The 17,356-nt window shown below is 61.3% G+C and carries 18 protein-coding genes and 3 pseudogenes; 12 read left to right on the plus strand and 9 right to left on the minus strand.

Annotated features, from left to right (window positions below; translation table 11 throughout):
* The first annotated feature begins 405 nt into the window (after positions 1-405).
* Positions 406-1,410, plus strand: coding sequence for a hypothetical protein (locus B4F07_RS11745; RefSeq protein WP_293704019.1), 1,005 nt, complete (start codon positions 406-408; stop codon positions 1,408-1,410).
* A gap of 154 nt (positions 1,411-1,564) precedes the next feature.
* Here B4F07_RS11745 and B4F07_RS11750 read toward each other — a convergent pair whose 3' ends face one another.
* A complete protein-coding gene (locus tag B4F07_RS11750) occupies positions 1,565-2,152 on the minus strand; it encodes a hypothetical protein (RefSeq protein ID WP_293704021.1) in 588 nt (195 codons plus the stop codon).
* Between the two features lie 178 nt (positions 2,153-2,330).
* Positions 2,331-3,197, minus strand: a complete 867-nt coding sequence (locus B4F07_RS11755; protein WP_293704023.1) for a hypothetical protein — start codon at positions 3,195-3,197, stop codon at positions 2,331-2,333.
* A 350-nt stretch (positions 3,198-3,547) separates the two neighbouring features.
* On the opposite strand from B4F07_RS11755, the gene B4F07_RS11760 reads away from it, so the two are divergent.
* Entirely contained in the window at positions 3,548-3,874 is a 327-nt protein-coding gene (locus B4F07_RS11760; RefSeq protein ID WP_293704025.1) for a helix-turn-helix domain-containing protein, read from the plus strand.
* A 48-nt stretch (positions 3,875-3,922) separates the two neighbouring features.
* Positions 3,923-5,221, plus strand: coding sequence for an acryloyl-CoA reductase (locus tag B4F07_RS11765; protein WP_293704027.1), 1,299 nt, complete (start codon positions 3,923-3,925; stop codon positions 5,219-5,221).
* Between the two features lie 34 nt (positions 5,222-5,255).
* On the opposite strand, the gene B4F07_RS11770 is transcribed toward B4F07_RS11765, so the two are convergent.
* From B4F07_RS11770 to B4F07_RS11795, 6 genes and pseudogenes are all read right to left on the minus strand, one after another.
* Positions 5,256-5,561 carry an ArsR/SmtB family transcription factor gene (locus B4F07_RS11770; RefSeq protein WP_254686121.1) on the minus strand — a complete coding sequence of 102 codons (306 nt, stop codon included), beginning with the start codon at positions 5,559-5,561 and terminating at the stop codon, positions 5,256-5,258.
* A 340-nt stretch (positions 5,562-5,901) separates the two neighbouring features.
* On the minus strand, positions 5,902-6,873 hold the full coding sequence (locus tag B4F07_RS11775) for an LLM class oxidoreductase (protein WP_293704031.1): 972 nt from the start codon (positions 6,871-6,873) through the stop codon (positions 5,902-5,904).
* Between the two features lie 426 nt (positions 6,874-7,299).
* Positions 7,300-8,424 carry an alkene reductase gene (locus B4F07_RS11780; protein WP_293704033.1) on the minus strand — a complete coding sequence of 375 codons (1,125 nt, stop codon included), beginning with the start codon at positions 8,422-8,424 and terminating at the stop codon, positions 7,300-7,302.
* Positions 8,425-8,493: 69 nt separating this feature from the next.
* Positions 8,494-8,700, minus strand: coding sequence for a hypothetical protein (locus B4F07_RS11785; RefSeq protein WP_293704034.1), 207 nt, complete (start codon positions 8,698-8,700; stop codon positions 8,494-8,496).
* Between the two features lie 411 nt (positions 8,701-9,111).
* Positions 9,112-9,372, minus strand: a pseudogene (istB, locus tag B4F07_RS11790) (IS21-like element ISSsp4 family helper ATPase IstB); the annotation flags it as partial.
* Between the two features lie 464 nt (positions 9,373-9,836).
* The gene (locus B4F07_RS11795; RefSeq protein ID WP_293704036.1) at positions 9,837-9,989 is read right to left on the minus strand and encodes a hypothetical protein; all 153 of its coding nucleotides are present in this window, start codon (positions 9,987-9,989) and stop codon (positions 9,837-9,839) included.
* 202 nt (positions 9,990-10,191) lie between these two features.
* On the opposite strand from B4F07_RS11795, the gene B4F07_RS11800 reads away from it, so the two are divergent.
* The 5 genes and pseudogenes from B4F07_RS11800 to B4F07_RS11820 all read left to right on the plus strand — a co-directional run.
* Complete coding sequence (locus tag B4F07_RS11800) at positions 10,192-10,563, plus strand: PAS domain-containing protein (RefSeq protein ID WP_293704037.1); 372 nt, start codon at positions 10,192-10,194, stop codon at positions 10,561-10,563.
* Positions 10,564-10,572: 9 nt separating this feature from the next.
* Complete coding sequence (locus tag B4F07_RS11805) at positions 10,573-10,914, plus strand: hypothetical protein (RefSeq protein ID WP_293704800.1); 342 nt, start codon at positions 10,573-10,575, stop codon at positions 10,912-10,914.
* A gap of 121 nt (positions 10,915-11,035) precedes the next feature.
* Positions 11,036-11,356 (plus strand): HWE histidine kinase domain-containing protein, encoded by a 321-nt coding sequence (locus tag B4F07_RS11810; RefSeq protein WP_293704040.1) that lies wholly within the window; start codon positions 11,036-11,038, stop codon positions 11,354-11,356.
* A 20-nt stretch (positions 11,357-11,376) separates the two neighbouring features.
* Positions 11,377-11,598 carry a hypothetical protein gene (locus B4F07_RS11815; protein ID WP_293704042.1) on the plus strand — a complete coding sequence of 74 codons (222 nt, stop codon included), beginning with the start codon at positions 11,377-11,379 and terminating at the stop codon, positions 11,596-11,598.
* Positions 11,599-11,612: 14 nt separating this feature from the next.
* A pseudogene (locus B4F07_RS11820) lies at positions 11,613-11,852 on the plus strand (DDE-type integrase/transposase/recombinase); the annotation flags it as partial.
* Between the two features lie 151 nt (positions 11,853-12,003).
* Here B4F07_RS11820 and B4F07_RS11825 read toward each other — a convergent pair.
* Positions 12,004-12,624, minus strand: a complete 621-nt coding sequence (locus B4F07_RS11825) for a TetR/AcrR family transcriptional regulator (RefSeq protein WP_293704044.1) — start codon at positions 12,622-12,624, stop codon at positions 12,004-12,006.
* A gap of 96 nt (positions 12,625-12,720) precedes the next feature.
* Here B4F07_RS11825 and B4F07_RS11830 point away from each other — a divergent pair, with 96 nt between their 5' ends.
* The 4 genes and pseudogenes from B4F07_RS11830 to B4F07_RS11845 all read left to right on the plus strand — a co-directional run.
* The gene (locus B4F07_RS11830) at positions 12,721-13,710 is read left to right on the plus strand and encodes a zinc-dependent alcohol dehydrogenase family protein (RefSeq protein ID WP_293704801.1); all 990 of its coding nucleotides are present in this window, start codon (positions 12,721-12,723) and stop codon (positions 13,708-13,710) included.
* A gap of 286 nt (positions 13,711-13,996) precedes the next feature.
* Positions 13,997-14,287: a metal/formaldehyde-sensitive transcriptional repressor gene (locus B4F07_RS11835; protein WP_293704803.1), complete on the plus strand. Its 291-nt coding sequence runs from the start codon at positions 13,997-13,999 to the stop codon at positions 14,285-14,287.
* A gap of 294 nt (positions 14,288-14,581) precedes the next feature.
* Positions 14,582-15,691: an S-(hydroxymethyl)glutathione dehydrogenase/class III alcohol dehydrogenase gene (locus tag B4F07_RS11840; RefSeq protein ID WP_293704805.1), complete on the plus strand. Its 1,110-nt coding sequence runs from the start codon at positions 14,582-14,584 to the stop codon at positions 15,689-15,691.
* 590 nt (positions 15,692-16,281) lie between these two features.
* A pseudogene (locus B4F07_RS11845) lies at positions 16,282-17,356 on the plus strand (excinuclease ABC subunit A); the annotation flags it as partial.

Here is a 17,356-nt window from a genome sequence, read left to right on the forward strand (position 1 = left end):
GCTTCCACAATCGAAGAATGGGCAGCTAACCTATTTCGCAAAAAATATTCAGTTACTCCCGATATATTCTCGATATCTTATTGAGATATTCTGGATAAATTACCGATATTCCGCAAGATATTTAGTTAAGAGATTTTGAACTCGAACCGGATATCTCTCAGCATGAGAGAATATCGGCTTCAGATACTATCTGACTTGCAACGATACCCGATCTCGGTGGCGGCGAAGTCGTCCCAATATCCGGTCTTTGGATATTTAAATGCTCGTTGTAATATCCATGCACCAATTTGCAGTGGAACAACGAGCTTGAATGTCAGGTTTTGGCGACGAGCCGTGCCTTATCAGCGACAGAATGGCTCGTCGTTCACCGGGGCTCCAACCTACCGACCAAGCAAGGAGATAATCATGAAAAACTTGCTTGCAGAGGCCATAGCGCGCGTAATCGCTGAAGGTTTGACGGCGCACTGTACACAGATCGAAAAATTAGAGCGCGAGCTTGAAGCCGCTATCACCCAAGCCGCCCGAGCGAGTGATGAAACCGTCACGATCGAAACCTTGTTCGCGGGCCAGCACCTGAATGGACCGGCGTTTGCCGAGCTCCGCAAGATCTTGCGCAACCCCGGTCTGAAGCCTGAGGCGACGATCAGTGAATTGCGCAGGGCTGAAGGCTACTTCATACGAGCGCACGACGAATATATCGCCAAATATTCCGACGATCGGGCGAACGCCCTGCGTTGGGCGGAGCTCCGGCTTGCGATCGCACGACTCTTCTATGATGAGATGATCCGATCTTTACCCACTGCTTCACGTCCCCAAGCGCGGCCGAAGACGGAGCGCTCAACAAGCGTCATCGGGTTCGAAATGGATGCATTCTCTGCCGATGAGCAGAAAGCGCTTCGTCAAGCGATCCGTAATCGCGAAGAAGCAATCAGGCAGTTGGAGACCATCATCCGCCGAGGCGGCGCGACGTCGGACACTACGCATCTCATCTGTAGCTATTTGCGCGATCCGAACAAGATCGAGCAGGTAAACCGCTGGCTCACCGCCGAGCAGAGAAAGGCGCATCATAACAACCCGGAACCTGAAGATGACGTCCAGCCGATGGCTGCCGTTGCCGAGCCGCTGCAGATGGACACTCCGCCGAGCCGCAATGGTCAAGACAATGAAAAGCTGTGGCCGCCACGTCGGGAAGCACCTCGAACAGATCCGGTCGTTGCCCAGAGACTTGTCGAGTGGCTCCGGGCCGGCCCCAATAAGATTCGGAAACTGTACGCGCGGTCGTCTAAAGGGGATATTCGGCTTAACGCCCGACCGGACGCACCACCGGTCGCCGACATGTTCGAGACCGCAGTTGATCACCCGTTGGTTCAAAATGAACTATCAGCAATATGCGCGCGTCTCGAGCTATAACACACTTCGTTCGGCGCGGGTTGGCTCCTTTCACTTACTTGCCTCGTTGGAGCTGGGGCCGAGGCTGCCTAAGCTAGCGGTCGCGCACAGTAATAGCGGCGCCGCCTCGTCGTGATCACGCCAGCACAGCACTAATTGCGCCACCGAATAGGATTCACCGAGCCAGACCGCCCGCACCGACGATGACCGACAACAAATGGCTTGTCAGCGCAGACGCGCCCTTTCGGTGGGCAATTCCCCCCCAATCATCCCAACGGTGCACCCGCTCGGCGAGCCAAGCGAAGAGATCATCGCGCGAATTTGCGTCGGTGAAGGACTGCGACCACGCGATATTGCGCGTCGGCATCCGCGCGCCAACGTTAAGTCCGGTCAACGTCACCAGATATCGCCTTCCCAGATTTTCGCGCGCGAACAGATAGCGACGAAATCCAACCTTCTGTTCAAAGGTGATCAGCGCCCGCTCCCGTGCCTCGGCGTCGGGCCCCGCACTCGCACTTACCGCGGCAACAACCGCCGCTATTGGCAAGCGCTCGAATTCCGGCTCGCGCGTGGCCTGCAGCATCATGAGGACGGACCTGCCCAATGAGCTCAGCCCCCCACCGAAGAGGTCCCTCCCCGCCGATGTCTCGACCATTCCGATGCTGGCGAGCCAGCACAGATAGAATCGCCAGAACATCATGTCCCCGCCGAAAACATCGTGGTTGCTCTCCGTGCCAAACCAGCGCGCATCGATCGCGGTCATGACCCTCAACATCAGTTCATGCTGTTCGGGTGCGAAGTGGACCGGCGGGAATCCAAGTTCTCCCTCCCAGAAGGCGTCCCTGACGCTTGCCCAATTTTGCCCAGAGGCATCCTCGTAGCCGCACGGACTGGCTCGAAGCCACCAGCCCCACGGGAGTTCGCCGACGTGATGCTCAAAGTCAGCCACGGCCACCCCCGCGACGAGGGTCGAGGCCGAGCGGCGGCGGCGCGCCATCGCGCGCGGGCGCAGCGCCTCCTTCAGCGATTGCTCGCAGCTGAGCTGCGAGGGCGACCGTTTCCCTGACAACATATGCGTCGTCGCGATATATCCGTCCAAGCTCCGAGGACTTCGATCCGGAGGAATTCGGCCTGGCGTTCGGAATAAGATCGTAGGCATGATCGCAACTGAAGCCGAACCACCACGCATGCGAATCTTCGACCCGGTGGTCGGTTGCGTGTTCTACCGGATGGTAGACCGCCGGCCGTAATGTCACGTGGCAGATGCGGCGCGCCTCGACGGCTAACCGACGCGTCGGACTCGGCCCTTCTTCGCACAGTCTTGAATAAGTCAAACCGCCATGCACATCGATCCCTATGTCCGGTGGAACTGCGTTTGCATCCCAGCCCCAGAGAGGGTGATCCTTGGGAATGCCGACATATCCGCAGAGGAAGCCATTGTCCGTGTTACGCAACATGATGCAATCGTATCCACTCGCCGCATCGCGCCAGCTGACCTTGTCCGCCTCTCCGAGCCACGCGCCCGTGCCACCGGGTCGAGCAGCCTGATCGTAGAAAATTTCTTCTGCGGGAACGACGCATTCGCGAGTTGCATAGGCGCGGCCGCTGACGAGAACGACGCCACCCTCTCGGGTGACATCGCCTCCGTCGCCGATCAGCTTCTCGGCGGCGAATTCGGAGCCGAGGATCGGCAGCAGCGTGTCGACCGTTGCGGGCACGACGACTGGCGTCGCCGTTTTCCTGCGTACGGCCGTCTGGCGCCGCTCAGCCGGAACAAGCGCCTGCGATTTGGTGGTATTCTTAGCCATGCCTATGCTCCCGCTTATTTTGAAACATCAATGCCACTCGTCCCCGACAAGGCCTCATGGTGTTGTACCGGATGGTCTCTGCGCGCGTATCGCGTTCGCTCATCAGCCGCCGGATGGTTGATCCAAGAGCATTGAGTTCCGCCGAGTGGACGGCCCAGCCGCGAGGATCTGCCATGATATGCTGGTTACCGTCCACGCGGCGCTCCGTCCGACATATAATAACAATATCGTTCGATAAGTCATACGATAGGCGGAGTCAATCGGCCGAACGAACTCGTTCACTTGACCGAACGATCGTTGATTTCTATGTCGCTGATCTCATGGTAAGTTGGGTCTAAGGAGTCATGGGCATGTCGTTGGCGATGAGGCTGCAGAACCTTCGCACGGCAAAGCAGCAATCGCTTCGGGAAGTGGCTGACGCCATTGGTGCGTCGAAGGCCCATATCTGGGAGCTTGAGAAAGGCACCGCTAAGAATCCGTCGATCGAACTCGTCCGAAAGCTCGCCGATTATTTTGAGGTGTCCATCGCTCGCCTTGTCGGTGAGAAGCCGGACGAAGATGGCGATGACGAGCATTTGCTCGTCATGTACCGTGATCTGAAATCTCTCGATCCTCAAGACCGCCTGGTCCTTGGGGATATCATCAAAGGCATGCAGAAGCGCCGCTCTGGGGGGTAGTGGAGCGGGCGCTCTCAGCACTGGTCTGAAGGCCCGACCCATACCCTCGTGGTCGCCACCAGCGCCACGTCCGCGGCAAAGGAGTTCGGCGCGGTCGGCGCTTTGGTCGATTCGGCTATTGCCGGTTCTGTCAGTCGGTCTTTGGGGCGAATATTCGCATTGCGGACCTTCGGCTCAATCGATCAAGGCTGTTCAAGAAATTGGCAAGCTAACCGCGCTAGATTCCTTCCCATGAAATGGCTTTTTGTAATCGCACTGGCGCTGACCCCGCTTTCCGCATCCGCGCAGGACATTAGTGGCTCGGGCCGGGCGATGGACGGCGACTCCCTCGACATGGCAGGAATTGCCGTCCGCTTACACGGCGTCGATGCCCCCGAGCTTTACCAGACATGTTCGCGGCAGGGTCAAAGCTGGGCATGCGGGAAAGAAGCGTCGGCGAAACTGGCGCAACTGGTCAATGGTGCCGAATTGCGGTGTGAGCAGCGCGATGTCGATGACTATGACCGGATCGTCGCCAGCTGCACCGCGCGGCAGGTAGATCTGGGCCAAGCCATGGTCGAAGCGGGCCTTGCAGTTGCGTTGCCTCAGTTTAGCGATCGCTATCTCGGCGCCGAGGCGCGCGGATGGGGCACGGGCGAAACCCATCTCGGCGCCTTCGCTGAAAAGAGCCGGGTCAAGGGCGACTGGCTGGTGCCGTTACCTGCTGACCTGACGCCGTCCGAAGCGATGGCGATCGGTACCGCAGGCTATACCGCGATGCTCAGCATTCTCGCGTTGGAGAAGCATGGACTGCAGCCAGCCGATGGGCCGGTCATCGTCACCGGTGCGGCCGGCGGCGTCGGTTCGTTCGCGATCACGCTGTTGGCGAAGGCAGGCTGGCACGTCATCGCGTCGACCGGTCGGGCCGAGGAAGCGGACTATCTCGAGGGCCTTGGCGCCGCCGAAATCATCGACCGCAACGAACTGTCCAGTCCCGGGCGGCCGATCGGTAAGGAACGCTGGATCGCCGGTGTCGATAGCGTGGGATCGCATACTTTGGCCAACGTCCTGTCGATGACCCGATATGGCAGCGCGGTCACGGCCTGCGGTTTGGCGCAAGGGATGGACCTTCCGGGCTCGGTGGTGCCCTTCATCCTGCGCGGCGTCTCTCTACTCGGCATCGATTCCGTCATGTGCCCGAAGCCGCGCCGTCTCGAAGCCTGGGCGCGTCTTGCGACCGATCTGGATCGCGAGCGGCTGGGACGGATCACTTCGACCATCCGCCTGGAAGACGTCATCGCGGCCGGGACCGACATCCTGGCAGGAAAGGTACGCGGGCGCCTCGTCGTCGAGATCGAACAGGAATGAGCGGATCGATCTGAGCGGCCGCGCGGGCCGCCGCTCAGATCAGGTCTTCCAACTGCTTCAGGAACGCCGCGATATTCTTCTCGTCGCGCTTGTAATAGGTCCAGGGCCCGATGCGCTGAGAGGTCACGAGCTTGGCGCGCTGCAAAGCAGTCAGGTAGAGAGAGACAGTCGACTGGGAGAGGCCCGCGCGCTCCTGGATGATGCTCACGCAGACACCTACGTCTTCGGGATCGACCTCCTGCTCGGGATAGTTCCTGCGCGGGTCCTTGAGCTTCGCCAGGATTGCCAGCCGGGCGGGATTGTCGAGAGCCTTCAGGGCTTCATTGAGGTCGATGCTCATGCTCCTCCATGTAGCGATGTTTTTCAATATTACAATATATCGCTGCGCTGTGGGATGCCGCGCGACGTCCAGAAGTCACCGGCCCTTTGCGAAGATGCCATCGATCGCGAAGAGATCTGACACCACAGTAATGGCAACGCCTCGACGAACCCGGCATCTACTCCCGCAAGGACAGCGAGATAGACAATCCACGACCGCAGGTTCCTCAGTGCTGCGACGGCTTGTCCATCTCGATCCCAAGTTTGTCGATGCCAGCCGGGTCCTGCATGTCGGGTGGCGGATCCTATATCAGGAAAGCGCCGCAGACCATTTCGTGCGCCCCTGTGTTGCTCCGGCCATTTCATGGCGCATGCGCCCTGAAACGCGGCACGATGTGCGAGCCCAACTCTTCGACCACCTCAGGGGCCGGGCGGCGGCCATATTTGAGGTTGAGGATGACGTGATCGACGCCGATCGCTTCCAGGGTTTCCAGAAGCGTCAGCAGATGATCCCGCCCCAGCCTGAAGCCCAGATGGATCGGCGACGGCGGCGTGGCCGGATGCGCGTCGAGATCGATATAGAGCGACTGGAGGAACGGCTTGTAGGTCTCACCCGCCTGTTCCCTGACCGCCGCCCGCCAGCTTTCCACGAACAGCTGCTGCGCCTGGGGCGGCCGGGGATAGGTCATCCATCCGCTGCTCTCCCGCGCGATCCATTCCATCGACTGACGGCTGTTGCCCGTCACGAAGAACGGGAGCTCATTCGTGGTGGGTTTGGGGATCAGGTCGGCGCCCGCCAGCAGCCCGCGGCTCCATTGCAGCGGCTCGAAGCTGGTGCGCTGGGCGCGGCGGATGATGTCCAGATTTTCGCGGAAAACATCGCCTCGCTGGTCGGGGTCCACGCCGAATGCCGGGAACTCGACCGGACGGTCGCCGGTGGCGACACCCAGGAGCAAGCGGCCATCGCTCAACTGGTCCACGCTGGCCGCAGCCTTGGCCGTATGGAGCGGATGGCGCAGCGGGATCGCGATCGACGCGGTGCCGAGAGCGATTGTCGATGTCCGGGCGGCGATGAAGCCCAGATAGACCCACGGGTCGAAGACCTGCCCCGTGTCGCCGAAACTCGAATCGCGCAGCGGCACGTCGCGGAACCAGAGCGTCGAGAAGCCAAGCTCCTCGGCGCGATGGGCTAGTTCCGCCTGGTGTAGCATGGTCGGCAAATCGCCCTGGAAGGCCTCGATGGGGAAGAACAGCCCCAGGGTCAGATGGCCCGCCTTGAAGGTATGATGAAAACTTCGATGCTGCTGATAAGGGATCGTGCTGGGCTGATACATCGTGAGGTTTCCTTGCTTTCGGTTGCCCAGTGGGCACTTCGTCTAATCATGGATTGGAGGCTCGCCAGATATGTCGAGATATTTTCCTCGTTCCGCTTGTAGTAAGTCCAAGGCCCCACACGTCGGGACGTGACCAGTTGAGCGCGCTGCAAGGCGGTCAAATACAAAGACACTGTCGACTGGGAGAGGCCGGATCGCTCCTGGATGGCGCTTACGCAGACACCAACCTGTTAGGGATTCACTTCCTGCCCAGGGAAGTTTTTGCGCGGGTCTTTCAGCCACCCGAGAATTGCGAGGCGCGTCGGGTTGTCGAGAGCTTTCAGCGCGTCTTTGACATCGATGCCCATTGGAGTTGTACGCACCTGTTACCGGCGTCGCACCGGAGCACAGGCCGCGCCCGGATGTCCGGACGCAGCCCGAAAACCCCTAGTCCTGATAGGCCGGATAGTCGGTGTAGCCCTTGTCGGTGCCGCCATACATGGTCGCCGGATCCACCGGATTGAACGGCCAGCTATGGGCGATACGCTCCGGCAGATCGGGGTTCGCGATAAAGGGACGGCCGAAGGCGATCAGGTCGCCCCAGCCAGCCTCGACCACGCGGACGCCGCGCTCCGGGGTGTATTTGCCAGCGTAGAGGATCTTGCCGCTGAAAGCTTTGCGTACATCTGCGCGGAAATCTTCGGGCAACTCCGGCGCATTCTCCCAATCGGCCTCGGCCAGCGAGAGATAGACGATCCCGACCTCCTCAAGCACCTCCACGGCCTCGATATAGGTCTTGTGGGGATCCTCCTCGACGAGACCCAGATAGACGCGATCCTCCTCGGTCGTGGCGAACAGCGGGGCAAATCGCACGCCCATCCGGTCCTTGCCAACGACATCCGCGACAGCCTGCGTCACCTCGCGCAGGAAGCGCAGCCTGTTCTGCAGCGAGCCGCCATATTCATCGTCGCGCCGGTTGGTGTGAGCCGAGATGAATTGGTTCACCAGATAGCCGTTGGCGCTGTGGATCTCGACGCCGTCGAAACCCGCATCGAGCGCATTGCGCGCCGCCTGGGCATAGAGCTGCACCAGTTCCTTGACCTCGGCGGTGGTCAGCGCACGCGGCGGCGACGGCAGCGCCAGTGCGCCCTGCCCCGGACCGGTTTCGATGAACACCTTGACGTTGTCGGCCGGGATCGCCGACGGCGCGACCGGAGCGGCCCCGCCCGGCTGCAGCGAGGTGTGGGACACGCGTCCGACATGCCACAGCTGTAGGAAAATGATGCCGCCCTCGGCATGCACTGCGTCGGTTACCCTGCGCCAGCCTTCGACCTGCTCAGGGCTGTGGATGCCCGGCGTCCAGGCATAGCCCTGCCCGCGCGGCTCGATCTGCGTCCCCTCGGTCACCATGAAGCCGGCGCCGGTGCGCTGGCGGTAATAGTCCGCCATCAGGTCGTTGGGGATGTTGCCCGGCTGGGAGCTGCGCGAGCGCGTGAGCGGCGGGAGGACGATCCGGTTACGCAGGGTATGTGGCCCTAGCCGGACGTTGTCGAAGAGAACCGAGTTCTTCATTTCATTACTCCTAAATATCGCGAAGTTTCGATGTTGCGAGGCATGGATATGCCTCGCAACCACTCGATCTCAGTACAGTCCAAACGAAGCCTCGTTGAGGCTGACGATGATGTTCTTCTTCTGGCTGTAGGCTTCGAGCATGGACTTGTGGGTCTCGCGGCCGATGATGCTCTCGATCGTCTCGCCATTTTCACCCTCGACCCACTGATTGTCGATGAAGTGACCGTAGCTGGTATCGGGAGCGTAGATCGGAGCGGGCTTGGTTGACGTCAGCATTGTGCATCTCCTTGGTGCGTGAGTGACAGCGCCAAGGTAGCTATGAATTGAGATATGTCAATTTCGCGATACATAGATTTATACTATGTATTCTTTTTTCCCTTTTAAATCAGAAGGACAGATGCGCCGTGGAACGGGTTGCGGAGCCTAGGCGCGCTATATTGGCAGCGTCATGCAGGGGCTTTAGGTGTCAACCGGCGCGCAAAACTGACCCCCTATCGGCGCCCAATATTGACCCCACCTTTCGGCAGCGCGGCGGTTATCCCGGTAGTCGATAGGAGGGGCCCACGGACGACGACGCACACCGTCAGGTGTGCTGGCGGCGGCGTCCGTGGGAGGTCCCTGTTGACCCACCGGGTTAACCGCCGGGGATGGGGGTCCGGGGGAAGGGGTTTTGGGCTCAGTTCCGGTTTTGAACCGCCAACTGTCGTTGCCTGTCTCGATGATGTCGCAATGGTGGGTGATGCGATCGAGGAGCGCGGTGGTCATCTTGGCGTCGTGGAAGACGCTCGGCCATTCGCCGAAGGCGAGATTGGTCGTGATGATCACCGAGGTCTTTTCGTAGAGCTTGCTGATCAGGTGGAAGAGCATCTGGCCGCCGGAACGGGCGAAGGGGAGATAGCCCATTTCGTCGAGCACAACGAGATCAAGACGTGAGAGTTGAGCGGCAACTTGCGGCGCAGCTGGGCGAGTACAGGTGGAAGGTCCCAGTCCTGGAATGGAGCGCCGTTCCGCAAGGCGCCGCGCTTGCGCGCAAGGATCGGCAGGTAAACCGAGCCGCATGCTGACCGGCTTGCTCGCGAGATAGACCTTCGTTCCTGGCGCCAGCGAGATCACGAGACGTCCCGGAATGCACGCAGCACGCGGGCCGGCGCCTTCTCGTTCACATAGTCCACCGACAGGCGCACGCCGCTGGGCATATCTATGTCTATCACGCCGGGGCGCGCACCTGGATGGGGGCGGATGAGTTCCTCCGACACTGATGGCACCGGCGGCGAAACAGGTCCCGGCGCCTTCTGGGGTTCAGGCACCGCTGGCGCAGCTGCGGGTTCCGTCGTTATGATCGCGCCGTAGGGAATGAACTCAAGCGCCTCACTGGCAATGGCTGCTGCCTGGCGGCGCGCCGACCGCCAATTTTAGATCAAGCTCACGGCAATCTCATAGCGCTCAGTGACCTGACGGACCGATACGCCGTCTGCATCCGCCTCGGCGAGGATCGCCACCTTCTCGGCATCCGAAAACTTCCTGCGCCGTTCGGTGCGCGCGATGATCTCCACCCGATCCTTCACTTGGCCTCCCTCTGGAGTCCAGAAAGGGACTCATTAGCGGAGGTCCATCAGCGCCGAGCCTGAATGCCGCAACACGCGGGAGGCCGTACGCTTACGCTGAAGATAGCCGATCGTGTCGCGGCATCGGCCCGGATCAAGGCCGCGGGCCGGATTTGATCGTGTTGATTGCCGTTATCCGGCGAAGAGATAGTGTGTTCACGCTTTGGACCGAGAACCGCTAGACCCTGCACCTATTCGACCGTTCACGCCGCCGCCCGAGGTTCAGGCGGCGATCGACGCCTATGCGGCCAGGCTGAATGCCTGCGATCCTATGCAGTCCGGCTTCAAGATGACGCCGGTCGCGATGGTCGTCAGCGATCCGACGCTTCCCGATTGCCCGCCCGTTTACGTCAACGCCGCCTTCGAGAAGCTGACCGGCTTCCCGGCCGTCGAGGTAGCGGGTCGCAACCGCCGTTTCATGCAGGGGCCGTTGACCGATCCCGACGACGTGGCTCGACTGAGGGATGCGATCGAGCAGCGTGAGCCGGTCGAGCTGGATCTTCTCAATCATCGGCGTGACGGGACGCCTTTTTGAAACCGGCTGATGGTCGGGCCGGTGTTCTGTGAGAACGGTAGCTTGCGTTATTTCGTCGCCTCGCAGATCGACGTGACGGTAGAGCGGCACCGCGTTCTGCAACTGGAACAGGACCGCGAGGCACTGGCGGCCGAGGTGGCGCAGCGGGATGCAGACCTGGCCTCGCACAATGCCCGGTTGCGCATGGCGTTGAAGTCCGGCGCACTTGCCACCTGGACGCTTGATCTGCCCGAGTGTTTGTTGACCGCGTCGTCGGGCTGCAAGCGGGTGTTCGGGCGACCGTTGGGCGAGCCGTTCACCTATCAGGAGCTGCTGGCGGCGATCCATCCCGAGGACCTGCCCGCAATGTAGGCGGCGGTCGGACGTACGATCGAGCAACGAACCCTATCACATAGAATATCGCATCCTGACGCCCTCTGGTGTTTCAGTCCAGGGGGAGCTTCAGCACCGTGCAGACGGCACGCCGCTCGCCATGACGGGCTTTTCGACCGACATTTCGCAGCGCAAATTTGCCGAAGAACACCGCGCCGTTCTCGCGCGTGAGCTTACGCACCGGGTCAAGAACACGCTAGCGACCGTCAATGCCGTCGTCAGCCAGACCATCAGGCACGCGACTTCACTGGATGACGCCGCGATCACGGTGTCCGCTCGCATCACCAATCTGGGAGCCGCGCAGGAGCTGTTGATCCAGGATGAGGTCGAAGGCGCGGCGATCGGTGATATCGTGGATAGAGCCCTGCTCCCGTTCAAGGACCGGGATGCCGATCGCTTCACGCCTCCGGTCCCCATGTAAGGCTCTCCCCGGAGATCACCTTGGCGCTGGCAATGGCGCTGCACGAATTGGCGACCAACGCCATCAAATACGGGGCGCTGTCGGTGCCGGAAGGCAGGGTCGCGATCGAATGGTCGATCAAGCAGCGGCAGGGCAAGCGTCACCTGTTCTTCTGTTGGGGCGAGCATGACGGTCCGACAGTGACCCTGTCCCGGAAAATGCTTCCTGCGAGAATGAGAAGGATCTGGCAAAATCGAAGCTGATTTAAGCTGGAGATGTCGTCGATGCCTATACCCGCGAGTGCCTGGCGATCCACGTCGATCAGGGGATCAAGGGTGAACAGGTGGTCGATGTCATGGACCGCCTGCTGTTCGAGCGCGGCAGTCCGCCTGCCAAGATCAGGGTGGATAATGGTCCGGAATTTATCTCGCGGGCGCTCGACCACTGGGCCTACATCAACCGCGTCACGCCGGACTTCAGCAGGCCGGGAAAGCCGACCTACACGGATGTTGTAGAAAAGCCCTTTCAACCGGGCGCGGGCATTTTCTTTGAGCGGGAGCTGGCGCGATCAGGTCAATCCGGACATACGGACTGGGCTCGCAGTGGGCTTTGCTGCAGATCGACAGAGGCTTGTTGCAAGAACACCGAGGACGATCTTGCCTGGACGATTACACCGCAGCCGGCCATCGATCGAGTGCCATTTTGGCGATCGAGAGCAGTTCGATAATCGTAGCGCCGTCGCGCGCTTGAACGGACATGCCTTCCATAACCGCATTGATGTATTTGCCTAGCGTGGCCGGATCGGCATCGGCCGCAAGCTCGCCCTGCGCGGCGCCGCGATCCAGACGCTCGATCAGGAGGGCCTCCGCCGCGATACGCTTGTCGCGCAGCAGGCATTCGATGGCGGCGGACGCGGGCGAAACGGCTGCCGCTGCCGAATACATGAAGCAGCCGGCCGGCGTTCCAGGCTCCGAGAACGATGACGCCGCTCGCTCCAGCAGGTCTTTGACGGCCTCGAAGGTGGACAACGCCGGGTCGTTGATGGGGGCATAGAGGTGGACGCTGAACGTCGCGGCATAGCGCTCGATCACCGCCGCGAACAGCCCCGCCTTGTTGCCAAACGCCGCATAGAGACTGGCGGCGGCGACGCCAGTCTCTGCCACCAGATCGGCCATCGAAGTCGCCTCGTAGCCGCGCTGCCAGAACAGCCGTACCGCCTTGTCGAGCGCTGCGTTAGTGTCGAACACGCGAGGGCGACCTGCGCCGCGACGTGCTTTCGTCTCTGTCATTTCTGGCGCCTGATATGGAATGATCGATAAATAATAGCTTGAACCTCGTCGCTGACATCGATACAGAACGATCGTTCAATAATCAAGGAATGTCCCATGAGCCGCATCGTTCGAATCCACGAATATGGCGACGCCAGTGTCCTCAAGATTGAAGATTTGGCAGTGCCCGCGCCCGCGGCCGACGAGGTGCAGATCGCGGTCAAGGCGATAGGCATAAACCGCGCCGAGGTGATGTTCCGCAACCATGCCTACCTTCAGGAAGCCGAGTTCCCGAGCCGCCTTGGCTATGAGGCTGCCGGCACCGTCCTTAAGGTCGGCGCGGACTTGACCGGGTTTGCGGAAGGCGAAGCCGTCAGCGTCATCCCCCCGCTCGATATCGCGCGCTGGGGCACCTATGGCGAGGTCGCCAACGTGCCCGCCCGCCTCGTCGTCAAGCATCCGGTGGCGCTGTCGTTCGAGGAAGCGGCGGCCGTGTGGATGCAGTATGTCACCGCTTGGGGCGCGCTGGTGGAGCAGGCGAAGCTCGGCCAGGGCGATTTCGTCATCGTCACCGCTGCTTCCAGCAGCGTCGGCCTTGCTGCCTTCCAGATTGCGCGGATGGTCGGCGCGACGGTAATCGCGACGACGCGTACCGGCGCCAAGCGCCAGGCCCTGCTTGATGCCGGTGCACATCATGTCGTCGCGACCGAGGAAGAGGATCTGGTGGCGAGGGTGATGGAGATAACCGATGGTGCAGGTGCGCGCGTGGTGCTCGACCCGGTCGGAGGCCCGTCGTTCGAGCCGCTGACCGCGAGCATGGCGCGCGGCGGCATCCTGCTCGAATATGGCGCGCTCAGCGGCGAGCCGACGCCGTTCCCGTTGTTCTCCGTGCTGGGCAAGAGCCTCACGCTCAAGGGTTATCTCTACAGCGAGATCGTCTCGGACGACGCCGCCCTTGATCGCGCCAAGGCGTTCATCGTGGCGGGTCTGGAATCGGGCGCGCTCAAGCCGCGGATCGCGCGCACTTTCCCGCTCGACGCCATCCAGGACGCGCACCGCTTCCTCGAATCGAACGACCAGATCGGCAAGGTCGTCGTTACGGTCTGACCAGCAAACCTGGGGGAGCAAGCGATGGCTCCCCCTCCCAGACACAGGATCGGACCCTAAGCGCCCAGGCCGTCGTTGCTTGTGGCGCAGGCTTAAGAGCATGACCGCTCCTCCTCCGCGTGCCAGACCTGTCTCAGGGTAACATGGCGGCTATGCCTGCCCGATCGTGGGGCGAATTTGGAGATTGGCCGGGGAACTTCGCCTGATTACAGAAGCGCCAGTCTCTGGACAGGATTGAAACTCCCCCCCTGTATAGTATGCTGAAGCGATTTCTCGGGAAAGCGCGATGCCACATTCATCAGAGGACAAGAAGCGAGCCATTACACGCTTGCGGCGTATTAAGGGCCAGGCGGACGCTTTGGAACGCGCGATCGAAGCCGGGGCCGATTGCACTCCCCTGCTGCAGCAGATTGTCGCCATGCGAGGCGCGACAAATGGACTGATGGCGGAAGTGATGGAGAGTCACCTTAGGGAAACATTCGGCGCCGGTGCAGATCCGGCCGTGAAAAGCGAGGGCAGCGATCACGAGGACGACGTGGAGGGCGTAATGAAGATTCTGCGTACATATCTTAAGTAACGATTTCAGCGATCTTCTTCTTGCCCGTGCTCTCCCGCAGTCAGAGCAAAAACCTCGTATCCAGCCAACCGGCCCAGAGCGCAGACTTGGGCGGTCCGGACCCCGAGGGAGGTCTGCGAAGCGAAGCCAGCCGCTGGATGCTCCCTTGGTCGAGATCCTCAACGGGACACCTCTTGTATACTGGCAGGGAGTATCATAAATATACTCCCTGCCAGTATGCGAACGTCTGTAAATCTACGATCACGCAAGGACCTCGCGCCGGCAATCAAGTTCCATCAACGAGGGTACCCCAACATGAAATCTCGCGCCGCTGTAGCCTTCGAGCCGGGCAAGCCACTCGAAATCGTCGAGATCGATGTCGCCCCACCCCGGAAGGGTGAAGTGCTCATCCGGGTGACGCACACCGGTGTGTGCCACACCGACGCGTACACGCTGGCGGGCAGTGATCCGGAGGGCGTTTTCCCGGTGGTTCTAGGCCACGAGGGCGCGGGCATTGTTGTCGAGGTCGGTGAAGGCGTCACCAGCGTCAGGCCGGGCGATCACGTGATTCCGCTCTACACCGCCGAGTGCGGCAAGTGCGACTTCTGCGTGTCGGGCAAGACCAACCTGTGCGTCGCTGTCCGCGAAACGCAGGGCAAGGGCTTGATGCCCGATGGCACCACCCGCTTTTCGTACAATGGCCAGCCCCTCTATCATTACATGGGCTGTTCAACCTTCAGTGAATATACTGTCGTCGCTGAAGTCTCGCTCGCCAAGATCAATCCCGAGGCAAACCCCGAACATGTCTGCTTGCTGGGCTGCGGCGTCACGACCGGCATCGGCGCAGTCCACAATACCGCCAAGGTCCAGCCCGGAGATTCGGTCGCCGTGTTCGGCCTGGGCGGGATCGGCCTCGCGGCGATTCAGGGTGCGCGCCAGGCGAAGGCGGGTCGCATCATCGCCATCGACACCAACCCGTCCAAGTTCGAGCTGGCACGCCAGTTCGGTGCGACCGAGTGCATCAACCCCAAGGACCATGACAAGCCCATCCAGCAAGTGCTGATCGAGATGACGGGCTGGGGCATCGATCATACCTTCGAGTGCATCGGCAACGTCCACGTCATGCGCGCCGCGCTTGAATCAGCGCATCGTGGCTGGGGTCAGTCGATCGTGATTGGCGTTGCCGGCGCGGGCGAAGAAATCTCCACCCGTCCATTCCAGCTCGTTACGGGCCGCGTCTGGAAGGGGTCCGCTTTCGGCGGCGTCAAGGGACGGACACAGCTCCCCGGCATGGTCGAGGACGCCATGAGAGGTGATATCGATCTGGCCCCGTTCGTTACCCACACCATGGGTTTGGAGGAGATCAACGAGGCGTTCGACCTGATGCACGAAGGCAAGTCGATCCGCACGGTCATTCACTACTGACCCGCCGATCCAGAGCGCCTCTGGCAACACCAGGCATCGAGGAAGTTCCGGATGACCACTCCGGTTATCTCGGGTGAAGGCATTTTCTTCCCTCTCTTCCTCGACGCCGCCAACGTCGACCGTTCAGTCGCGTTCTAAGACGCGGCGCCAGGCGCTCGGATTGACAGGCCAGCCGTCATCATGGCCCGACCGTCGCCATGATGAAGCGCGCTCTGGGAATTGGGCAACGCGTCGCGATGCGGTAACAACCGCCGAAGTGCAGTCGTCACAAGCCGATAGCGGCACGGACCAGGGCCGCCTGGCCCAGGCGCTTACCAGCCGGGTGTATGTGGCCTCGTCGCGCGACCCAACGGGAAAATAGTTTTGTCGTAACCTTTGTCTAATGCTGGAAAAATATTTCAAAGGTTCCGAACATCGAGCCAGCCTGCCCGTTGGATATATTGAGTCGGAAACGCATTCATCTGTTACCCCGACCGTAATGAATCACGGGCCGCACGGGCGGATATGGCAGGAAGACTGAATTGAAGGACAAGGATATACACGCGACGACGCCGGCCACCGATCATGGGCATGCGGGGCCGCCCGCCTGCGTGCAGGTTCGCGGCGCGCGCCAGAACAATCTCAAAAATGTCGACGTCGATGTGCCGCGCGACGCCTTCGTGGTGTTCACCGGCATATCGGGCTCGGGCAAGTCATCGCTCGCGTTCGGCACCCTTTATGCCGAAGCCCAGCGGCGTTATCTGGAATCGGTTGCGCCTTATGCCCGTCGCCTGATCGACCAGGCCGGCGTGCCGGAGGTCGACGCGATCGACGGATTGCCGCCTGCGGTCGCGTTGCAGCAACAGCGCGGCTCGGCTAACGCGCGATCCTCGGTCGGCAGCGTGACGACGCTCTCCAGTCTGGTGCGGATGCTCTATTCCCGCGTCGGCGAATATCCGCGCCATCAACCCATGCTCTATGCGGAGGATTTCTCCCCCAACACGGTCGCGGGGGCCTGCGCGACCTGCCACGGCATCGGCCGCGTCTATGACGCGACCGAAGAGACCATGGTCCCTGACGCCAGCCTCACCATTCGCGACCGGGCGATCGCCGCCTGGCCAACGGCGTGGCATGGGCAGAACCTGCGCGATATCCTCGTTTCGCTCGGCTATGACGTCGATACGCCGTGGCGCGAGCTGCCGAAAAAGGATCGCGACTGGATCCTTTTCACCGAAGAGGCGCCGACGGTGCCGGTCTATGCGGGCCTGACGCCCGAACAGACCCGGGCGGCGCTCAAGCGCCGCCTGGAGCCGAGCTACCAGGGCACCTTCACCGGCGCGCGCCGCTATGTGCTGGAAACCTTCGCCAACACGAAAAGCGCGCTGATGAAGAAGCGCGTCTCGCAATATATCATCGGCCGCGATTGCCCGACCTGCGACGGCAAGCGCCTGAAGCGCGAAGCCCTGTCCGTGAAGTTCGCGGGCCTCGACATCGCCGAGTTCGGCGACCTGACGGTGCTCAAGCTGAAGGACTTGCTGATGCCCGTCGCGCAAGGCGCGTATGGGGCGGTCTCCGCCCCCTCGAAGGGCCATGTTCTGGAGAAAGCGGCCCGCGATGCAGCGGTCGAACAACGGGTTGCGGCGGGCGGCTCTGCGCACAAGGGCGCGCCCGACGTACGCCGCACGC

It is taken from the genome of Sphingopyxis sp. UBA6723 (assembly GCF_002454115.1).
GTDB lineage: Bacteria > Pseudomonadota > Alphaproteobacteria > Sphingomonadales > Sphingomonadaceae > Sphingopyxis.